The sequence below is a fragment of the Acidocella aluminiidurans genome, assembly GCF_055383125.1.
The window spans coordinates 1,179,529-1,196,340 of sequence record NZ_AP031589.1 but is presented as its reverse complement, the minus strand read 5'-3'; the positions used below and the strand labels follow the sequence as shown (position 1 = coordinate 1,196,340).

The 16,812-nt window shown below is 66.1% G+C and carries 17 protein-coding genes and 1 tRNA gene; 5 read left to right on the top strand and 13 right to left on the bottom strand.

Annotated features, from left to right (window positions below; translation table 11 throughout):
• Positions 1–8: 8 nt before the first annotated feature.
• Positions 9–1,358 carry a glutamate--tRNA ligase gene (gene gltX / locus ACZ46S_RS06145; protein WP_464063764.1) on the bottom strand — a complete coding sequence of 450 codons (1,350 nt, stop codon included), beginning with the start codon at positions 1,356–1,358 and terminating at the stop codon, positions 9–11.
• Positions 1,359–1,518: 160 nt separating this feature from the next.
• Between gltX and ACZ46S_RS06140 the strand changes: the two genes are divergently transcribed.
• Positions 1,519–1,594, top strand: a tRNA-Ala gene (locus tag ACZ46S_RS06140).
• Between the two features lie 180 nt (positions 1,595–1,774).
• On the opposite strand, the gene ACZ46S_RS06135 is transcribed toward ACZ46S_RS06140, so the two are convergent.
• The 5 genes from ACZ46S_RS06135 to ettA form a co-directional block, all read right to left on the bottom strand.
• Entirely contained in the window at positions 1,775–2,206 is a 432-nt protein-coding gene (locus ACZ46S_RS06135; RefSeq protein ID WP_008492028.1) for an organic hydroperoxide resistance protein, read from the bottom strand.
• A gap of 64 nt (positions 2,207–2,270) precedes the next feature.
• Positions 2,271–3,473 (bottom strand): pyridoxal phosphate-dependent aminotransferase, encoded by a 1,203-nt coding sequence (locus tag ACZ46S_RS06130; RefSeq protein WP_464063762.1) that lies wholly within the window; start codon positions 3,471–3,473, stop codon positions 2,271–2,273.
• A gap of 50 nt (positions 3,474–3,523) precedes the next feature.
• Positions 3,524–3,754 (bottom strand): hypothetical protein, encoded by a 231-nt coding sequence (locus ACZ46S_RS06125; RefSeq protein WP_464063761.1) that lies wholly within the window; start codon positions 3,752–3,754, stop codon positions 3,524–3,526.
• 63 nt (positions 3,755–3,817) lie between these two features.
• A complete protein-coding gene (locus ACZ46S_RS06120) occupies positions 3,818–4,342 on the bottom strand; it encodes a GNAT family N-acetyltransferase (RefSeq protein ID WP_295742868.1) in 525 nt (174 codons plus the stop codon).
• Between the two features lie 299 nt (positions 4,343–4,641).
• Positions 4,642–6,321: an energy-dependent translational throttle protein EttA gene (gene ettA / locus ACZ46S_RS06115; RefSeq protein WP_295742865.1), complete on the bottom strand. Its 1,680-nt coding sequence runs from the start codon at positions 6,319–6,321 to the stop codon at positions 4,642–4,644.
• Positions 6,322–6,468: 147 nt separating this feature from the next.
• Between ettA and ACZ46S_RS06110 the strand changes: the two genes are divergently transcribed.
• Together ACZ46S_RS06110 and ACZ46S_RS06105 are read left to right on the top strand one after the other, a co-directional pair.
• Positions 6,469–7,113: a glycosyltransferase family 2 protein gene (locus tag ACZ46S_RS06110; protein WP_464063759.1), complete on the top strand. Its 645-nt coding sequence runs from the start codon at positions 6,469–6,471 to the stop codon at positions 7,111–7,113.
• Between the two features lie 20 nt (positions 7,114–7,133).
• Positions 7,134–7,265 carry a hypothetical protein gene (locus ACZ46S_RS06105; protein ID WP_464063758.1) on the top strand — a complete coding sequence of 44 codons (132 nt, stop codon included), beginning with the start codon at positions 7,134–7,136 and terminating at the stop codon, positions 7,263–7,265.
• Between the two features lie 64 nt (positions 7,266–7,329).
• On the opposite strand, the gene ACZ46S_RS06100 is transcribed toward ACZ46S_RS06105, so the two are convergent.
• The 3 genes from ACZ46S_RS06100 to ACZ46S_RS06090 form a co-directional block, all read right to left on the bottom strand.
• The gene (locus ACZ46S_RS06100; protein ID WP_464063757.1) at positions 7,330–8,178 is read right to left on the bottom strand and encodes a class I SAM-dependent methyltransferase; all 849 of its coding nucleotides are present in this window, start codon (positions 8,176–8,178) and stop codon (positions 7,330–7,332) included.
• Positions 8,168–9,349 (bottom strand): BaiN/RdsA family NAD(P)/FAD-dependent oxidoreductase, encoded by a 1,182-nt coding sequence (locus tag ACZ46S_RS06095; RefSeq protein WP_464063756.1) that lies wholly within the window; start codon positions 9,347–9,349, stop codon positions 8,168–8,170. The genes ACZ46S_RS06100 and ACZ46S_RS06095 overlap by 11 nt, the downstream gene beginning before the upstream one ends.
• 92 nt (positions 9,350–9,441) lie before the next feature.
• A complete protein-coding gene (locus ACZ46S_RS06090) occupies positions 9,442–10,350 on the bottom strand; it encodes a LysR family transcriptional regulator (protein WP_464063755.1) in 909 nt (302 codons plus the stop codon).
• A 102-nt stretch (positions 10,351–10,452) separates the two neighbouring features.
• Between ACZ46S_RS06090 and ACZ46S_RS06085 the strand changes: the two genes are divergently transcribed.
• Together ACZ46S_RS06085 and ACZ46S_RS06080 are read left to right on the top strand one after the other, a co-directional pair.
• Entirely contained in the window at positions 10,453–11,631 is a 1,179-nt protein-coding gene (locus ACZ46S_RS06085; protein ID WP_464063753.1) for an acyl-CoA dehydrogenase, read from the top strand.
• A complete protein-coding gene (locus ACZ46S_RS06080) occupies positions 11,631–12,815 on the top strand; it encodes a CaiB/BaiF CoA transferase family protein (RefSeq protein WP_464063752.1) in 1,185 nt (394 codons plus the stop codon). The genes ACZ46S_RS06085 and ACZ46S_RS06080 overlap by 1 nt, the downstream gene beginning before the upstream one ends.
• Before the next feature lie 203 nt (positions 12,816–13,018).
• On the opposite strand, the gene ACZ46S_RS06075 is transcribed toward ACZ46S_RS06080, so the two are convergent.
• From ACZ46S_RS06075 to hemC, 4 genes are read right to left on the bottom strand one after another with little or no spacing between them, the layout of a single operon-like run.
• Positions 13,019–14,230 (bottom strand): heme biosynthesis HemY N-terminal domain-containing protein, encoded by a 1,212-nt coding sequence (locus ACZ46S_RS06075; RefSeq protein ID WP_464063751.1) that lies wholly within the window; start codon positions 14,228–14,230, stop codon positions 13,019–13,021.
• A 3-nt stretch (positions 14,231–14,233) separates the two neighbouring features.
• On the bottom strand, positions 14,234–15,139 hold the full coding sequence (locus tag ACZ46S_RS06070) for a hypothetical protein (RefSeq protein ID WP_464063750.1): 906 nt from the start codon (positions 15,137–15,139) through the stop codon (positions 14,234–14,236).
• Complete coding sequence (locus tag ACZ46S_RS06065; protein WP_464063749.1) at positions 15,136–15,804, bottom strand: uroporphyrinogen-III synthase; 669 nt, start codon at positions 15,802–15,804, stop codon at positions 15,136–15,138. Before ACZ46S_RS06065 ends, ACZ46S_RS06070 begins: the two co-directional genes overlap by 4 nt.
• The gene (hemC, locus tag ACZ46S_RS06060; RefSeq protein WP_464063748.1) at positions 15,801–16,793 is read right to left on the bottom strand and encodes a hydroxymethylbilane synthase; all 993 of its coding nucleotides are present in this window, start codon (positions 16,791–16,793) and stop codon (positions 15,801–15,803) included. Before hemC ends, ACZ46S_RS06065 begins: the two co-directional genes overlap by 4 nt.
• Positions 16,794–16,812: the final 19 nt, after the last annotated feature.

The following is a 16,812-nucleotide window of genomic DNA, read 5'->3' as shown; positions in this document are numbered from 1 at the left end:
GGTTTGTCTTAGCCGGGGCGGACGTTCGCGGCAACGCAGGCGCCAAGCCGCTTGGCGGCGCGCGCGCGGCCCATCAGCGCCAGCAGCGGCGCCATCTCCGGCCCGTGCTCCTCGCCGGTCAGGGCCAGGCGCAGCGGCTGGTAAAGCGCCTTGCCCTTGGCACCGGTCGCGGCAGAGATCTCCGCCGTCCAGCCCTTCCAGGCCGCGGCATTCAGCTCGCCCGGCAAGGTCTCGGCCGCCTTCGCAATCACCGGCATCGCCTCATCGGGCAGCTCCGGCGTGACGATCTCGCCCGCCACCACCGCCCACCAGCGCCGGGATTCGGTCAGCAGATCAAGATTGCCGCGAATGGCATCCCAGAATTCCGGCCCGGCGCCCTCGGGCAGCCGGTCCTTTACCGCCTCGAAGGGCAGATGATGCAGCAGCTTGCGGTTCAGCCCCAGCATCTGCCCCGCATCGAAACGCGGCGGCGAGCGGGAGAAATCATTCAGCGAAAACTGCGCGATCAGCTCGGAAAGCGGCAGCGCCGCCGCATCCTTGCTGGTTCCCAGCCGCGCCAGATAGGCGGTGATCGCCGCCGGCTCGATGCCATCCTTGCGCAGCGAACGCAGCGAAATCGAGCCGATGCGCTTGGAGAGCTTCTCCCCGTCCCCGCCCGAGATCAGTGGCAGATGCGCGAAGCGCGGCACCGGCTTGCGGGCGATGGCGCGGAACAGATCGATCTGCACGGCGGTGTTGGACACATGATCCTCGCCGCGAATGATATGGGTGATGCCCATATCCGAATCGTCCACCACCGAGGTGAAGGTGTAAAGCGGCGAGCCGTCGGCGCGGATCAGCACCGGGTCGGAGACGGTCGGCAATTTGATGTTGCGCGCGCCCAGCACCAGATCGTTCCAGGACACCGCCTCATCGGAGAGTTTGAAGCGCCAGTAAGGCCGCTTGCCATTGGCCTCGGCGGTGGCGCGCTGGGCGGGCGTCATGCTCAGCGCGTGGCGGTCATAAACCGGCGGCAGCTTGCGCTTGATCAGCGCGGCGCGCTTGGCGGCCAGCTCATCCTCATTCTCGAAGCAGGGGTAAAGCCGCCCGGACGCCTTCAGCGCCTCGGCCACGTCCTCATAACGCGCGGATCGCTCGGACTGCTTGGCGAACGCGTCCCATTCGATGCCGAGCCAGCGCAGATCCTCATAAATCCCTTGCTCATATTCCGGCCGGCCGCGCTCGGTATCGGTGTCGTCGAGCCGGAGCAGAAATTGTCCGCCCTCGCGCCGGGCAAACATGAAATTCACCAAGGCGGCGCGGGCATTGCCGACATGCAGATAGCCGGTGGGGCTGGGGGCGAAGCGAACTTTGACCATCAGCCGGGGGTTAGCCCGTTTTCGGCCTCAGGGGAAGGCAAACCGGCTCGTTCTCAAGCCGCGAAAAATTTCTTCTCCCGCCCACTTGCCAGCCTCCGCCGGTCCGGTTTATACGCCGCTCCACCAAACGCTCCGGGTGAACTTCTCCCGGAAACAATACGGGGCTATAGCTCAATTGGTAGAGCGTCTGCATGGCATGCAGAAGGTCAGCGGTTCGATTCCGCTTAGCTCCACCATCCCCCTTCGCATTTTGTTTTTTAACGCTCCGGTTTTTTGGCGCCGCGCAGCCAGGGCTCCGCGACGCCGTTTCAGCCTTAGAGCAATATGTGTTTAGGTTGACGCGCCAGCGTCAAAATAAACACATGAAATTGCTCGCTAAAACAAAATCTAGAGCATCAAGCTAAAAGCTTGATGCGCTAGGCGACGCTGAGCTTCACATCCACGCTTTTATGAATGGCGTTGGAGTAGGGGCAGACAATATGCGCCTTCTGCACCAGATCCTCCAGCTGCGCCTTATCCACCCCATTGGCGGAGATGGTCAGCGCCGCGGTGATGCCAAACCCCTCGCCATCCTCACGCGGGCCGATGCCGATTTCCGCGGAAACCTTGGTATCCTCCGGCAGCTTCACCTTCTCCTTGCCGGCGACGACCTTCAGCGCCCCCAGGAAGCAGGCGGAATAGCCCACGGAGAAAAGCTGCTCCGGATTGGTGCCCGGCCCGTCATCGCCGCCCAGCCCCTTGGGCACGCTCAGCGTGACATTCACCTTGTTGTCATCGGTGGCGCCCTTGCCGGCGCGGCCGCCGGTGGCGTGGCCATGGGCCTTATAGAGAACTTCCTTAACGCTCATGCAGGTCTCCTCTTTTTTGGGTTCCCTGCATGTGGCGTCGTCGCGCCGTGGCGCAACCCCGGCGTCAGCGCAGCGCGTTGCAGAAGCCCGAAATGCGCTGGCAGGCCTCCAGCAGCCGGGGCAGGGCGGTGGCGGTGGAAATGCGGATATGCGGGCTGAGCGCGAAGGCCGAGCCCTGCACCACCGCCACCTGCGCCTCCTCCAGCAAGGCCATGGCGAAATCATCGTCCGAGCCGATCACCCGGCCCGCCGGCGTGGTCTTGCCCAGGCACCCGGCGATGCTTGGGAACACATAAAACGCCCCTTCCGGCCGATGGCAGGAGAGGCCGGGGATCTGGTTGAGGCTTGCCACCACCGCATCCCGCCGTTCCTCATAGGACGCCGCGCGCTCGGCCAGAAATTCCTGGTCCCCGGTCAGCGCCGCCAGCGCCGCCGCCTGGCCGATGGAGGACACGCCGGAGGTCGCCGTCGCCTGCACCACGGTCGCCGCCTTGATCATCTCCGCCGGGCCGATGCACCAGCCAATCCGCCAGCCGGTCATCGCATAGGTCTTGGAAACGCCGGACAAGGTCACCACCCGGTCGCGCAGATCCGGCGCCACCCCCAGCAGCGTATGGTGCTGGGCGCCGCCAAACAGCAGATGCTCGTAAATATCGTCCGAGAGCACCCAGACATGCGGATAGTGCCGCAGCACCTCGGCCAAAGCCGCCAGCCCCTCGCGCGAAATCGTCGCCCCGGACGGGTTGCTGGGATAATTCAGCAGCAGCAGCTTGGTGCGCCCGGTAATCGCCTGGGCCAGCGCCTCGGGCTGCAACACAAAGCCCTGCGCCTGCGGACAGGGCACGAACACCGGCACGCCGCCGGCGAATTTCACCGTCTGCTCATAGCCCGCCCAGGCCGGGGCAGGGATGATCACCTCATCCCCGGCGCCGATCAGCGCCATTACGATGTTGAAAATCCCCTGCTTGCCGCCATTGGTGACCAGCACATCCTGCGCGCGCACCGCCAGCCCATGCTCACGGGTGAATTTTTCCGCAACCGCCGCGCGCAATGGCTCGATCCCGCCCAGCGGCGGATATTTGGTCTCGCCGCGCCGCGCCGCCGCATGGGCGGCCTCGACCACAAAGGCGGGGGTCGGAAAATCCGGCTCGCCGAGCGAGAGCGAGATCACATCCTTGCCCTCCGCCCGCAAGGCGCGGGCCCGGGCGGCCATGGCAAAGGTGGCGGCCAGCGCGGTGCGGCCAATTCGTGCGGCATATTCGGTCATGAATCGAAATCTATGCGGCGGCGCGGCGCGGCGGGCAAGCCGCCGGCGTTTCAACCGTGCCGGGCGCGCAGCGCAGAGAACCAGCCGCGCCGCTTCGGCGCATCCACCTGCAGCGGCGCCGACAAGGCCATGGCCAGCTTGGTGACATGATAGGCGGCGTCCGGATGGCGCTTGAAATAGGCCCGGATGATCGCATCCGCCTCCACGTCCAACGGCTCCAAGGAGCGGTGGAGCGTCGCCTCCAGAAAGGTCAAAATCGATTCATGCTCTTGCCGTGTCACACGCTGTTTTAGCTTCAAACCCCGCCGCGCGGGCAAGGGGAAATCCGCGTCGTTACGCCGAATTCACCCCGGCCCGGATGTATTAACTGATTGGTATATAATCATTAAATGTCCATCCCGCTGAAACGCGCCGCATCTTGACATGCCGATGGAATTCAACACCTGCCGCGAGCCATGATTATCCTCCCGCGCCACCGCGATCACCACCGGCAGCCTGGCGACATCATGCGCATAGACCAAGGCCGCCGCCGCCGCCTCCCGCGCCAGCCCAACCCCGCGCGCCTCCGGATAAAAGGCAAAGCGCAGCGCCACGCCGCGCCCGTCCGGCCGATGCATCAGCGCCGTGATGCCCACAAACTTGCCGCGCCGCGCCCGCACCGCCCACATGCCATACCCATGCCGGCCCCAATCCTGGATGTCCTGCGCCAGCTCCTGCGCCACCTGTAGCCGCGAGCGCACCCCGCCCAGCATCAACGCATAAGCCCGCGGATCCCCCTTCAGCCGGATCAAATCCGGCAAATCCCAATACCCCACCGGCGTCATCCGCAACCGCGCCGTCTCGACGCACCAGGCCGATGTCACGGTCATGCCAGGGCACTTTGTACGCGGTAGGGTTTACGCAGGGGGGCTCCGCCCCGTCGTGCCGAAGGCACGCCTTCGGCGTGACGCACCCCCCGCCAAGGGCCGAAAGGCCCTTGGAACCCACCCGGCATTTGGGGAGGGAGGGCGCGCGCGGGCACGGGCGTTTGAGAAGCAAGGGCGCGCGCCCTCCCTCCCCAAATGCCGAATAGAATGGGATCAAAGGGCCTCCCGGCCCTTTGCAGGGGGATCCAAGGGGGACAGCGTCCCCCTTGGGCAGGCCTTACCGCGTGCAAGGCGCCCGGGCGCTACCGCGTCAGCGGCCGGTATTTGATACGGTGCGGCTCGGCGGCGTCCTGGCCCAGGCGGCGGCGCTTGTCTTCTTCGTAGGCCTGGAAGTTGCCTTCGAACCATTCGACATGGCTGTCGCCCTCGAAGGCGAGGATATGGGTGGCCAGGCGGTCGAGGAACCAGCGGTCATGGGAGATGACCACGGCGCAGCCGGCGAATTCCATCAGCGCCTCTTCCAGGGCGCGCAGCGTATCGACGTCGAGATCGTTGGTCGGCTCGTCGAGCAGGATGACGTTGGCTTCGGATTTCAGCATCTTCGCCAGATGCACGCGGTTGCGCTCACCGCCGGAGAGGATGCCGACCTTCTTCTGCTGGTCCGCGCCCTTGAAGTTGAAGGCGCCGACATAGGCGCGCGAGGCGATGGTGCGCTTGCCGAGATAGATCACATCGGTGCCGCCGGAGATTTCCTCCCAGACATTCTTATTGTCATCCAGGCTGTCGCGGGACTGGTCGACATAGCCGAGCTTCACCGTCTCGCCGATTTTCAGCGCCCCGGAATCCGGCTTTTCGGCGCCGGTGATCATCTTGAACAGGGTCGATTTACCAGCGCCGTTGGGGCCGATGACGCCGACAATGCCGCCCGGCGGCAGCTTGAAATTCAGCCCGTTGATCAGCTCGCGGTCGCCGAAGCCCTTGCAGAGATCCTGCGCCTCGATGACGGTGCCGCCCAGGCGCGGGCCGGGGGGGATGACGATTTCCGCGACGCCGCCGGCCAGCTCCTGGGACTTGGCCAGCATTTCCTCATAGCGCTGGATACGCGCGCGGGATTTGGTCTGGCGGGCCTTGGCGGAGGCGTTGATCCATTCCCGCTCCTCGGCCAAAGCGCGCTGGCGGGAGGATTCCTCTTTCTCTTCCTGGGCCAGGCGCTTCTGCTTCTGCTCCAGCCAGGAGGAGTAATTGCCCTCATACGGGTAGCCGCGGCCGCGCTCGATTTCCAGGATCCAGTTGGTGACATTGTCCAGGAAGTAGCGATCATGGGTGATCAGAATGACGGTGCCGGTGTAATTCTCCAGCGTCCGCTCCAGCCAGGCCACCGATTCCGCGTCCAGATGGTTGGTCGGCTCATCGAGCAGCAGGATGTCGGGCTTCTCCAGCAGCAGGCGGCACAGCGCCACGCGGCGCTTCTCACCGCCGGAGAGCTTGTCCACGGGAGAGTCGGAGGGCGGGCAGCGCAGCGCGTCGAGCGCGATCTCGATCTGCCGGTCCAGATCCCAGCCATCCTTGGTGTCGATGATTTCCTGCAGCTTGGCCTGTTCGGCCAGCAGGTCGTTCATCTTGTCGTCGTCCATCGGCTCCATGAAGGCTTCGGAGATCTCATTGAAGCGCTTCAGCGCCGCGCGGACCTCCTGGAACGCCTCGGCGACGTTCTCGCCGACGGTCTTGCTCGCATCGAGCTGCGGCTCCTGGGCCAGATAGCCCACCTTCACGCCCTCGGCCGCCCAGGCCTCGCCGCCATATTCGGTCTCGATCCCCGCCATGATTTTCAGCAGGGTCGATTTACCGGCGCCATTGACGCCCAGCACGCCGATCTTCACGCCCGGGAGGAAGGAGAGGGTGATGCCCTTGAACACCTCACGCCCGCCCGGATAGGCCTTCGTGAGATCCTTCATCACATACACATATTGATAAGCGGCCATCGGCGATCCTACTAAACGCGGTTGCCCAGGGTATAGTTGCAGCCGGGGGCGGCTTCAACCTGCCCCTGGCTTGGCGCCCCTCTGCCTCTGCGATAGATTTGAAATGACAAGGACCGGGGGGCGCTGATGCGGGTGGGATGCGTGCTGATGCAACGCAACGAGGTCAACGCGCTGGAGCCCTGGCTGCGCTACCACGCGCATCTTTTCGGCATGGAAAATCTCTGCGTCATCGATCACGGCTCGACCCACCCGAAGGTGCTGAACACGCTGTCCTGGTACGAGCTGGAGGGGGTGAAGGTCATCCGCCTGCCGGCGGAGGCGGATTTTCACCTGCAAGGTGAATTCATGACCGCGGCGATGCGCGAGATGAATGCCCGGGACGAATATGATTTTCTGCTGCCCATCGATTGCGATGAATTCCTGGCCATGCGCCGGGAGGATGGCAGCTTTACCTGCCAGCGCGATGAGATTCTGCGCTGCCTGGCCTCCTGCATCGGCCGGCAAGAGACGTTTGAGATCAAGCAGAACCTGCTGAATATTCTAGGGCAGCCCGGTCGCTATTGGGTGTTGCCGTATCAGAAAGTGTTTTTTCGGGCCGCAGCATCGGCACCTTATGCCACGGGTCGCACCAGGACATATCCGGGCGTGACAACGGGCTGCTGGAAACGCCCTTGGTCTTTGTGCATTTCCATCACAAGCCCTGGGACGAACAGATCAAGGCCAGCAAGGAAAAACTGCGCCATTTCGTCGATGTGGAGGACGAAGCGGCCTTGGCTGACTTCAAAGGTCTAGGCTGGCATCTTTTGGTGCATATGAGAGAGGGAGAGGCCGCCTATAACGAGATGATGCGCGACGGCCCCGGGCTGGGGCGGGTGGACGGCCTGCTGCCCTTGTTCAGCCAGCTCCACATCAACCCGCTTTTCACCGAACAGCCCGTCCCCTGAAGCGCCATCGAACAATATGCGTTCAGGCCGGCGCCGCGCCATCGCGGCCGTCAGCCCGTCCCCTTCATGCTGCCCGCGCCGTGATCATATGGATCACCGCCGGCACCCGCACGCCGCCATCCGCCGCTGGGCTGGTATAGGCCGGCAGGGAAGCGCGGATGGCGGCGCGGATCGTCTCACGCTGCGCGGCGGAAGCCTGTTTTTCATCCAGCAATGCCCCGCTCGGTCCCATGAAGCAGGCAATCGCCGCCTCCTCCTCCAGCGAGACGCCGTTCAGCGCGATCTCGACCGCCTCGATCTTCGGGGCCCGCCATCCGGCCTGGGTGAGAATCGCCGTCACATAATCAGCATCATCGAAGGCGAGCGGCCCGCTGGCATGCGGCTGGCGTGGCGCGCCGGGGCCGAGCAGCGCCTCCACCAGCTCAAGCGGCCTGCGCCAATGTTCATTGCGCGCCAGCGGCGCCCAGGCGGCGCAGGCCAGCCGCGCCCCCGGCGCCGCCCCCGCCCGCAAATTCGCAAAGGCGGCGACGGGATCATCGAAAAACATCACCCCGAAGCGCGACAGCAGCACCTCCGGCGCCGGGTCGAACCGCTCGGTCTGCGCATCGCCGAGCCGGAAGCTGACATTTTCGATCTGCCGCGCCAAAGCATGCCCCCGCGCGGTCTCGATCATCGGCGCGGATATATCGATGCCGGTCACCCGTCCCGCTGTCCCGACGGCCTGTGCCGCCTCCAGGCTGGTCAGCCCGGCGCCGCAGCCAATATCCAGCACGCTCTCCCCCGGCCGCAGCGCCGCCGCCGCGATCACCGCCGCACTCACCGGCGCCAGCCGCGCCTCCATCGCGCCGCCCAGACTCACCCATTTCGGGCCGCCCACCTGGTTCCAATAGGTTTTCTGTGTCTCATTCGCCATGCGCCGCGCCCTTGCTTATGCCTTGGGCCGCGGCGTGCCCGCTGGCCCAGGCCCATTGGAAATTATAGCCGCCGAGCCAGCCGGTCACGTCCACCGCCTCGCCGATAAAATACAGCCCAGGCACCAGCTTGCTGCCGCAATCGCGCGAGTTCAAGCTGCTCGTCGCCACCCCGCCGGCGGTCACTTCCGCCTTGGCGAAGCCTTCGGTGCCGCTGGGCTGAAAGGCGAATTGATGCAGCTGGGCCCCCAGCGCGCGCAGCGTCTTGTCGGGCAGATCGGCGAGATTGCCAGGATATGGCGCCGCCAGATGCGCCGCCAGCCGTGCCGGCAAAACCTCCCCCAGCAGCGCCTTCAGCCCCGCCTTGGCGCGGCTGCGCTTGGCGGCGGGCAGCGCCTCTTGCAGATTTTGCTCCGGCGCGAAATCCACCTCCAGCCGCCCCTCCGGCGCCAGATAGGAGGAGGCCTGCAGCACCGCCGGGCCGGACAGGCCGCGATGGGTGAACAGCAGATTCTCCCGGAACGTCACCTTGCCGGCCCGCGCCAGCACCGGCGCGGAGACCCCGGCCAGCGCGCCGATCCAAGGCTCGTCGCAGAGCAGCGGCACCAAAGCGGGGCGGGGGGCGACCACATCATGTCCGAACTGGCGCGCCAGCCGGTAGGCGAAATCGCTCGCCCCGAGTTTGGGGATCGACAGCCCGCCGGTGGCGATGACGAGGTTGGCGGCGCTGACCCGGCCATGCGAGGTCTCGACATGAAACACGCCGTCATGCGTCACCGCGTCCACGCCGCAGCCGGTGCGCAGCTCTGCCCCCTGCAGCCGGGCCAGCAGCAGCGCCACGATCTGCCGGGCCGAGCCGTCGCAAAAAAGCTGCCCCAGCGTTTTCTCATGCCAGGCGATGCCCGCCGCCTCCACCAGCGCCAGGAAATCCCGCGGGGTGAAGCCAGCCAGCGCGGATTTGGCGAAATGCGGATTGGCGCTGAGGAAATTCCTGGCGCTGACATCGAGATTGGTAAAATTGCAGCGCCCGCCGCCGGAGATTAAAATCTTTCGGCCCGGCTCCGGCCCGTGCTCCAGCACCAGCACGCGCCGCCCGGCCTGGGCGGCGCTGCCGGCACAAAACAGCCCCGCCGCACCGGCCCCGATGATGATCGCGTCATACAGATCTCGCATGGCGGGGTTCCTAGAGTGTTTTTCATCAGATGAAAAACACTCTCGCTTTTTCTTTGCGAGCAATTTCAATTATCTGATCTGAACCTTCCGGTTCAGATCAGATGATGATTGCTCTCCCCCTTTGCCTTGGCCAGGGCCAGGAATTGCCGCACGGCGGGGGAGTGCTCGCTCCTGCGGCTGGCCAGCATCAGGGTCGAATCCAGCCGCAACCCGTCGATCTCGCGCAGCGCGATGCCGGGCATGCCCAGGCTTTTCGCGGGTTCCGGCAGCAGCCCCAGCGCCAGCCCGGCGGCCACGGCGGTGAGCACGGTGATGAAATCGCGCACCGGGGTGAGGAATTCCGGGGTGAACCCGCCAGCCTGCCCCAGCGCCCGCAGCCTGGCCAGAAACCCCGCCTCCTCGCCAAAATGCGGCAGGATGAATTTCTCGCCCTTCAACATCTCCGGCGTCAGCCGCTCCGCCCGCGCCAGCGCGCTGCCCGCCGCCAGCGCCAGCAGCAGCACATCATGCTTTAACGGAAACACCGCCACCTCCGGCGGATAATCCGCCCGGGCCCGCAGCAGCCCGATATCGAGCCGCCCGGCCGCGATCTCCTGCAGCTGGCGCGGCGTTTCCATCTCATGCAGATGGATCTCCACACCCGGCGCCGCCTGATGATAGCGCCTTACCAGCGCCGAGGCGGTGCCATCCCAGGCTGCCGAGGCGACGAAGCCGATCTCCAGCCGCCCGATCTCACCGCGCGCCGCCCTGCGCCCCAGCGCCTCGCCCCGGGCCGCCTGGCGCAGAATCGCCCGCGCCTCGGGCAGAAACAGAGCCCCCGTCGTGGTCAGCGCCACCTGGCTGCGCTTGCCGCGATTGAATAATTTCGCGCCCAGATCCGTCTCCAGCCCGGCCAGCAGCCGCGAGACGCCGGATTGCGCCAGCCCCAGCCGTTCCGCCGCCCGGGCAAAATGCAGCTCCTCCGCCAGCACCTCGAAACAGCGCAATTCCCGCAATTCCATTTTTAATCCGATTTTCGCATCATAATCGTCACTTTAATGCGCTTGCCTGTCCGGCGCCAGCGCGGCACTCTCCCGCCACGCCAAGATTAGGGAGAAAGCGCCATGGCCAAAGGCAAGATGGCTTCGTTCGATTGGGCCGACCCGCTGCGCCTGGAAGCGGAGCTGAGCGAGGAGGAGCGGGCGATCCGCGACACCGCCCATGCCTACGCCCAGGAGAAGCTGCAGCCGCGCGTGCTGATGGCCTTCCGCGAGGAGCGCTTCGACCGCGAGATCATGAATGAGCTGGGCGAACTCGGCCTGCTCGGCGCCACCCTCTCCAGCCATGATTGCGCGGATGTCTCCTATGTCGCCTACGGGCTGATCGCGCGTGAGATCGAGCGGGTGGATAGCGGCTATCGCTCCGCCTATTCGGTGCAATCCTCGCTGGTGATGTACCCAATCTACGCGTTCGGCTCGGACGCGCAGAAGGATAAATATCTGCCGAAACTGCGCACCGGCGAATGGGTCGGCTGCTTTGGCCTCACCGAGCCCGATGCCGGCTCGGACCCGGCCTCGATGCGCACCACCGCGAAAAAGGTCGATGGCGGCTATCTGCTCTCCGGCTCGAAAACCTGGATCAGCAATTCCCCGATCGCCGATCTTTGCGTGGTCTGGGCCAAGGATGAGGCCGGGGATATTCGCGGCTTCATCGTCGAGCGCGGCGCCAAGGGGCTGAGCACGCCGAAGATCGAAGGCAAGGTCAGCTTGCGCGCCTCCATCACCGGCATGATCATGCTGGATGAGGTTTTCGTCCCCGACGACGCCATGCTGAACGTGAAAGGCCTGCGCGGCCCGTTCTCCTGCCTCAATAATGCCCGCTACGGCATCGCCTGGGGCGCGCTGGGGGCCGCGGAATTCTGCTGGCACCAGGCGCGGGATTATACGCTGAACCGCAAAATGTTCGGCCGCCCGCTCGCCGCCACCCAGCTCATCCAGAAGAAGCTCGCGGATATGCAAACCGAAATCACCATCGGCCTGCATGCGGTGCTGCGGTTGGGCCGGCTGATGGATGCGGGCGAGGCCGCGCCGGAGATGATCTCCCTGCTCAAGCGCAATAATTGCGGCAAGGCGCTGGATGTCGCCCGTCAGGCGCGCGACATGCTGGGCGGCAACGGCATCGCCGACGAATATCACGTCATCCGCCACATGGTGAATCTGGAAACGGTGAACACCTATGAAGGCGCGCATGATGTGCACGCGCTGATCCTGGGGCGCGCCCAGACCGGCCTCGCCGCCTTCTGATGGGCCCGCTTTCGGGCTATAAAATTCTCGATCTCAGCCGGGTTCTCGCCGGCCCCTGGGCGTCGCAGATCTTCGCGGATCTCGGCGCCGAGGTGATCAAGATCGAGCGCCCCGGCAAGGGTGACGATACCCGCGCCTGGGGCCCGCCTTTTGTCGAGGAGAGCGGCATCTCCGCCTATTTCTGCGCCGCCAATCGCGGCAAGAAATCTGTGGCGATCGACATGTCCAAACCGGAAGGCCAGGCGCTGATCCGCCGGCTGGCGGCAAAAGCCGATGTGGTGCTGGAGAATTTCAAATTCGGCGGCTTGGCGAAATTGGGCCTGGGGCCTGAGGATTTGCTCACGCTGAACCCGCGTCTGGTCTATTGCTCGATCACCGGCTTCGGCCAGACCGGCCCCTACCGCAACCGTGCCGGCTACGACTTTTTGATGCAGGGCATGGGCGGGCTGATGAGTGTCACCGGCGCGCCGGATGGCGAGCCGATGAAGGCCGGCGTCGCCGTGGTCGATGTCTTCACCGGGCTTTATGCCAGCAACGCGGTGATGGCGGCCTTGCTGGAACGCGAACGCTCAGGGCTGGGCCAGCATATCGATCTTGCCTTGTTCGATGTGCAGATCGCCACCATGGCCAACCAGATTTCCTCCTACCTGGTCTCCGGCGCGCAACCGCCGCGGCTGGGCAATGCGCATCCTTCCATCGTGCCCTACCAGGTCTTCCCGACGCTGGATGGGCATCTGATCCTCGCCATCGGCAATGACGACCAGTTCGCCCGCTTCGTCACATTGGCGGGGGCGCCTGAACTTTCCCAGGATGAGCGCTTCGCCACCAACCCGGCGCGGGTGAAACACCGCGCCATTTTGGTACCGCTGCTGGAGACGCTGCTGGCCGCGCGCACCACCAAGGATTGGACGGAAGCGTTGGAAGCTTTCGGCATTCCCGGTGGCCCGATCAACGAATTTGCCGATATCGACGCGGACCCGCAGGTGCAGGCGCGCGGCATTTTCAAAACGTTGGCACCGGGCCTGCGCGGTGTCGCCAGCCCGATGCGCTTTTCGCGCTCGGAGGTCGCGGATGACCGCCCGCCGCCGCGCCTGGGGGCTGACACAGACGAAGTCCTGGCGTCGGTGCTGGAGCTTTCCGAAACAGAACGCAGCGCCCTGCGCGACAACAAGATCATCTCATAAAGAAAAAGCCCGGCGCTCCCATACGCCGGGCTTTTTCCTTAACGATCCCGCTTCAGCATAAACCCAGCCATATCTTCGATCCCGAGTCCCCTCGTATTTTCCCTATTCGGTCAAGGGGTTCACTCGCCGCAGGCACGCGCCCTTTACCGAACAGGGAAAATACGCAGACAATCCAAAATCGAAGCATGCTGACGGCCCCGCCCTCAGAGCTTAATCACCGCTTTCCCCGAAGCATTATCCACAAAACTGCCAATCTGCCCGCAGGACGGGCAAGCGCAATACCAGCTCTCGCTTTGCGTCTGGCAGGATGTGCAGCGCCAGGCCGGCCGTACGGACGGGGCAGGGCGGTTCTCAAGCGCGGCCAAAATCCCCGCCGCGCGCCCATCCTCATTGCCGGCTTTCAGCGCGGCCTCGGCATGGCGCTTGGCCTCGCCGGTCAGCTTCGCCGCCAACGCGGTTTCACCCAGCAGCAGCTCGGACTCCATGTGCCCAGGATAAAACGAAGCCAATTGCGCCGCTTCCTGCGCGCGGGCCAGGGGGGGCGCCTCAGGGCTCAGCCAAGCCGCCGCCAGCAGCCGATGCGGCGCCGCCTGCCAGCCTTTCTGCAGCGTCTTGCGCGCCGCCCGCTCTTTGCCCAAAGCCCGCAGGCAAACCGCCAGCCTGGCCAGCGCCACCGGCGAGGCCGGGTCCGCCTTCACCGCCTGTTTGGCGAATTCCAGCGCCAGCTTCGGCGTCTGTGCCTGTTCGCAAGCCGCCACCGCCAGCGCCGCGCGGGCCTGCGGGCTCTGGGTCAGGCGCAGCGCCCCGGCATAATTCTGCTCGCGCACCGCCAGGGCCAGACGCTGCTCGCGCGTCCAGGCCCCGCCCGGATAGGCCTCTTCGGCCTCTTGCGCCTGCCTGGCCGCTTCCTCAATCCGGCCGGCCTTCAAACTGTCCCGCAACAGCCCCTGATGGCCGAGGAACTTCATCTCGGCGCTGCGGGTCAGCTTTTCATAGGCCAGCCGCGCCTGCTCATCCTGACCGGAGAGCCGCGCCGCCTCGGCATTCAGCCATTGCACGAAACCGGTATCGCCCAGGGCCGCGCGCGCCTTCACCGCCGCCGCGCGCGCACCGCTGCCATCGCCGGCGGCCACCGCCACCAGCCCGCGCTGCAGCGCCAATTCGCCCGCACGCTGCCGCCGCGCCCCGCGCCAGCCGGCAACCCGGCCCGGCGCCCGGCGCAGCCCGCCCAGCACCCGCACCAGAATCACCAGAACCGCCACCACCACCAGCAGCAACAGCAGCGCCACCGGGGCGGAGCTGTCGATCCGGTAGCTGCCGATATCGGCGCTGAACACACCCGGCAGGCTCGCCACCCACCAGGCGAAACTCAGAATAACCGCCGCGACGATGCAGAATTTCAGCGCCTTCCACATGCGCTATTGCCCCTGCTGGGCCATCTGCGCCAGCGCCTGCCGGGCAGCGAGAAGCTGGCGTGCCGGGGTCAGCCAGCTCGCCATCGCCGCCTGGGTGGGTGGGCTCAGCCGGTCCAGCGCCGCCACCGCCTGGGCCAGATCGTCATTCGCCAGCGCCGCCTTGGCCTTGTTCAGCGCCGCCGCCGCCGGCGGGCCGAAAATCACATGCTCGCCGTTGGAGATGGTGATCAACCCTTCCAGCCGCAGCTTCACCTGCGCCCAGAACCCTGCCTGGCCATTATTCGCCAGGCTCGCCGCCTCGGCATTGCGCGCGGCGGCGGGGAAGCTTTCGCGCAGCTGCGCCATGGTCGGCGGGGCGGCATCCGCGAACACGCCCAGGGCCGGCGGGGCGTTGCGCACCACGCCGAGCGGCTGACCGCTCTCCAGCGCCATCCGCGCCGCGGCGACATCATTCAGCTGCGCCATGCGCGCCGTCAGCTTGCCGAGATCCTGCGCATTCGCCTGCAAGGCCGCCAGCGCGCCATGGTCGGCGGACATCTGGCCCTGCATCGCATTCACCTGCGCCGCCAAAGCCGCCTGCTTCTGGGCGATCTGCGCCTGCGCATTGATCAGATCCGCCACTGGCGAGGTCTTCGCCGCCGCCGCGCGCATATCCGCGACCTGGCTTTGCAGCACGGCGAGATTGGTCTTGTCGGCCTGATGCGCCTGCTGCTGGGCGAAGAGATAGCCCTCGCCGGCCGCCAGAATCACGAACCCGGCGCTAAACCAGAGCGGCCAGGCGCTGCGGCGGGGCTTGGCGGGCGGCACGGCGGTAGAGGCTGGCACAGGCGCGGGCTCAGGCGCCGGCAGGGCCAGGGGGGCTGGCGTCTCCTTGCCGGTCTCAGGGCTGGTCGGTCCCGTTTCGCTCATGCCAGCAACGCCATTAAATCCGCCTCCGTCGGTGCTCTTGCTATCAGAATGGCGGCCCAGGGCAGTCCCTGCAACCCCTTGGCGACGTTTTGGCTCAGCGCATAGGCCCGCATCCCCGCCGTGCCCAATGGCTGCAAACGCGCGAAAGCCCGCGCCGTCTCGGCGGAATAAAACAAAACGCCATCGAAATCTCGTGCCGCCAGCCTGTCCCGGATTTCATCCGGCATCACCCGCAACGGCGAGACGGTATAAACCCGCCGCCGCAACACCGAAAATCCGGCCGCGCGCAGATCCGCCGCCAGTTTCTGCCCGTGCCGCTCGCCCACCGTGAGCACATGCAGCCCCGGCACGTTGCGCGCGATCACCAGCTTCGTCAGCGCCTCGGCATCGCCCTGCGCGCTCTCCACCCGGGTAAACCCTGCCTCGCGCAGCTTCGCCGCCGTGGCATCGCCCACACAGAATACCGGCACGCCATGCAGCCGTGCGGGCAAGGAAGGCACCGCCTGGCCGGAGGTGACGATCAGCGCCGCCGGGTGCGGCGGCAGCCGGGCGGGGACGGGGGTGATGGCAAGGCAGGGCAGGGCGGTGGGCTCATGCCCCAGTCCCGCCAGCCTCTGGACGGTGGCGCTGGCCCCGGGCTCAGGCCGGGTGACCAGCAGCCTCACGGCGCGAAAATATCCTCAGGGCTGTCCGCCTTCAGCGAGGCGCCCAGCTCCGCGCCCAGCGCCTCGGCCTCCGCCACCGCGCCGGTCAGGCTGCGCTTGAGCAGGAAGGAGCCATCCGCCCGCGCCACCAGCCCGGTCAGATGCAGAGACCCATCCTCCAGCAGCCGCGCATACCCGCCGATCGGCGTGCGGCAGGAGCCATCCAGCGCCCCCAGCAAGGCCCGCTCCGCCCGGCTCACCGCCCGCGCCTCGGCATCCTCGATCCCGGCCAGCAGCGAGAGCAGCTCCTCATCCGCGCTGCGCACGGTGATGCCGACAATGCCTTGGCAGGCGGCGGGCACCATCTGCTCCGGGCTCAACAGCACGCTGGCTTTCTCCGCCAGCCCCAGCCGGCGCAGCCCGGCATAGGCCAGCAGCGTCGCATCCAGCTCGCCGCCCTCAACCTTGCCCAGGCGGGTGCCGACATTGCCGCGCAGCAGGGTGAAATTCAGATCCGGCCGCGCATATTTCAGCTGCGATTGCCGGCGCACGCTGGCCGAGCCCACCAGCGCCCCTTGCTTCAGCGCCCCAAACGGGTCCGCCGGATCGATCACCGCGCCGGGCGGCAAAATCAGCGCATCGCGCGCATCCTCGCGCTTGAGCGTGCAGGCCAGCGCGATGCCATCGGGCAGCGTCGTCTCCAGATCCTTCAGGCTATGCACCGCGAAATCGATGCTGCCCGCCAGCAGCTGCTCATGGATTTCCTTGGCGAACAGCCCCTTGCCGCCAATCTCCGCCAGCGGGCGGTGCTGCACCGCATCGCCGGTGGTGACGATGATATGCTCCTCAAACACGCTCATCCCGCGCAGCACCGGGCAGAAGCTGCTGATGCGCTCAAGGAAATGTTCGGTCTGCTGACGCGCCAGCGGCGAGCCCCGGGTGCCGACCTTCAAAGGCAGGTTGCGCTTATGCGGCTGCACGGCGGGGGCGGGGGGCGTTTCGGTTTTCACGCGCGTGGTCTAGATCGTA

Bases quoted from the DNA above. Each gene is read 5' to 3' on its own strand.
- ACZ46S_RS06075 (WP_464063751.1), bottom strand. From the start codon at position 14,230: ATGTGGAAGGCGCTGAAATTCTGCATCGTCGCGGCGGTTATTCTGAGT.
- ACZ46S_RS06120 (WP_295742868.1), bottom strand. From the start codon at position 4,342: ATGACCGTGACATCGGCCTGGTGCGTCGAGACGGCGCGGTTGCGGATG.
- ACZ46S_RS06100 (WP_464063757.1), bottom strand. From the start codon at position 8,178: ATGGCGAATGAGACACAGAAAACCTATTGGAACCAGGTGGGCGGCCCG.
- gltX (WP_464063764.1), bottom strand. From the start codon at position 1,358: ATGGTCAAAGTTCGCTTCGCCCCCAGCCCCACCGGCTATCTGCATGTC.
- ACZ46S_RS06090 (WP_464063755.1), bottom strand. From the start codon at position 10,350: ATGGAATTGCGGGAATTGCGCTGTTTCGAGGTGCTGGCGGAGGAGCTG.
- ACZ46S_RS06130 (WP_464063762.1), bottom strand. From the start codon at position 3,473: ATGACCGAATATGCCGCACGAATTGGCCGCACCGCGCTGGCCGCCACC.
- ACZ46S_RS06105 (WP_464063758.1), top strand. From the start codon at position 7,134: ATGAGAGAGGGAGAGGCCGCCTATAACGAGATGATGCGCGACGGCCCC.
- ACZ46S_RS06135 (WP_008492028.1), bottom strand. From the start codon at position 2,206: ATGAGCGTTAAGGAAGTTCTCTATAAGGCCCATGGCCACGCCACCGGC.
- ACZ46S_RS06080 (WP_464063752.1), top strand. From the start codon at position 11,631: ATGGGCCCGCTTTCGGGCTATAAAATTCTCGATCTCAGCCGGGTTCTC.
- ACZ46S_RS06085 (WP_464063753.1), top strand. From the start codon at position 10,453: ATGGCCAAAGGCAAGATGGCTTCGTTCGATTGGGCCGACCCGCTGCGC.
- ACZ46S_RS06070 (WP_464063750.1), bottom strand. From the start codon at position 15,139: ATGAGCGAAACGGGACCGACCAGCCCTGAGACCGGCAAGGAGACGCCA.
- ACZ46S_RS06095 (WP_464063756.1), bottom strand. From the start codon at position 9,349: ATGCGAGATCTGTATGACGCGATCATCATCGGGGCCGGTGCGGCGGGG.
- ACZ46S_RS06110 (WP_464063759.1), top strand. From the start codon at position 6,469: ATGCAACGCAACGAGGTCAACGCGCTGGAGCCCTGGCTGCGCTACCAC.
- ettA (WP_295742865.1), bottom strand. From the start codon at position 6,321: ATGGCCGCTTATCAATATGTGTATGTGATGAAGGATCTCACGAAGGCC.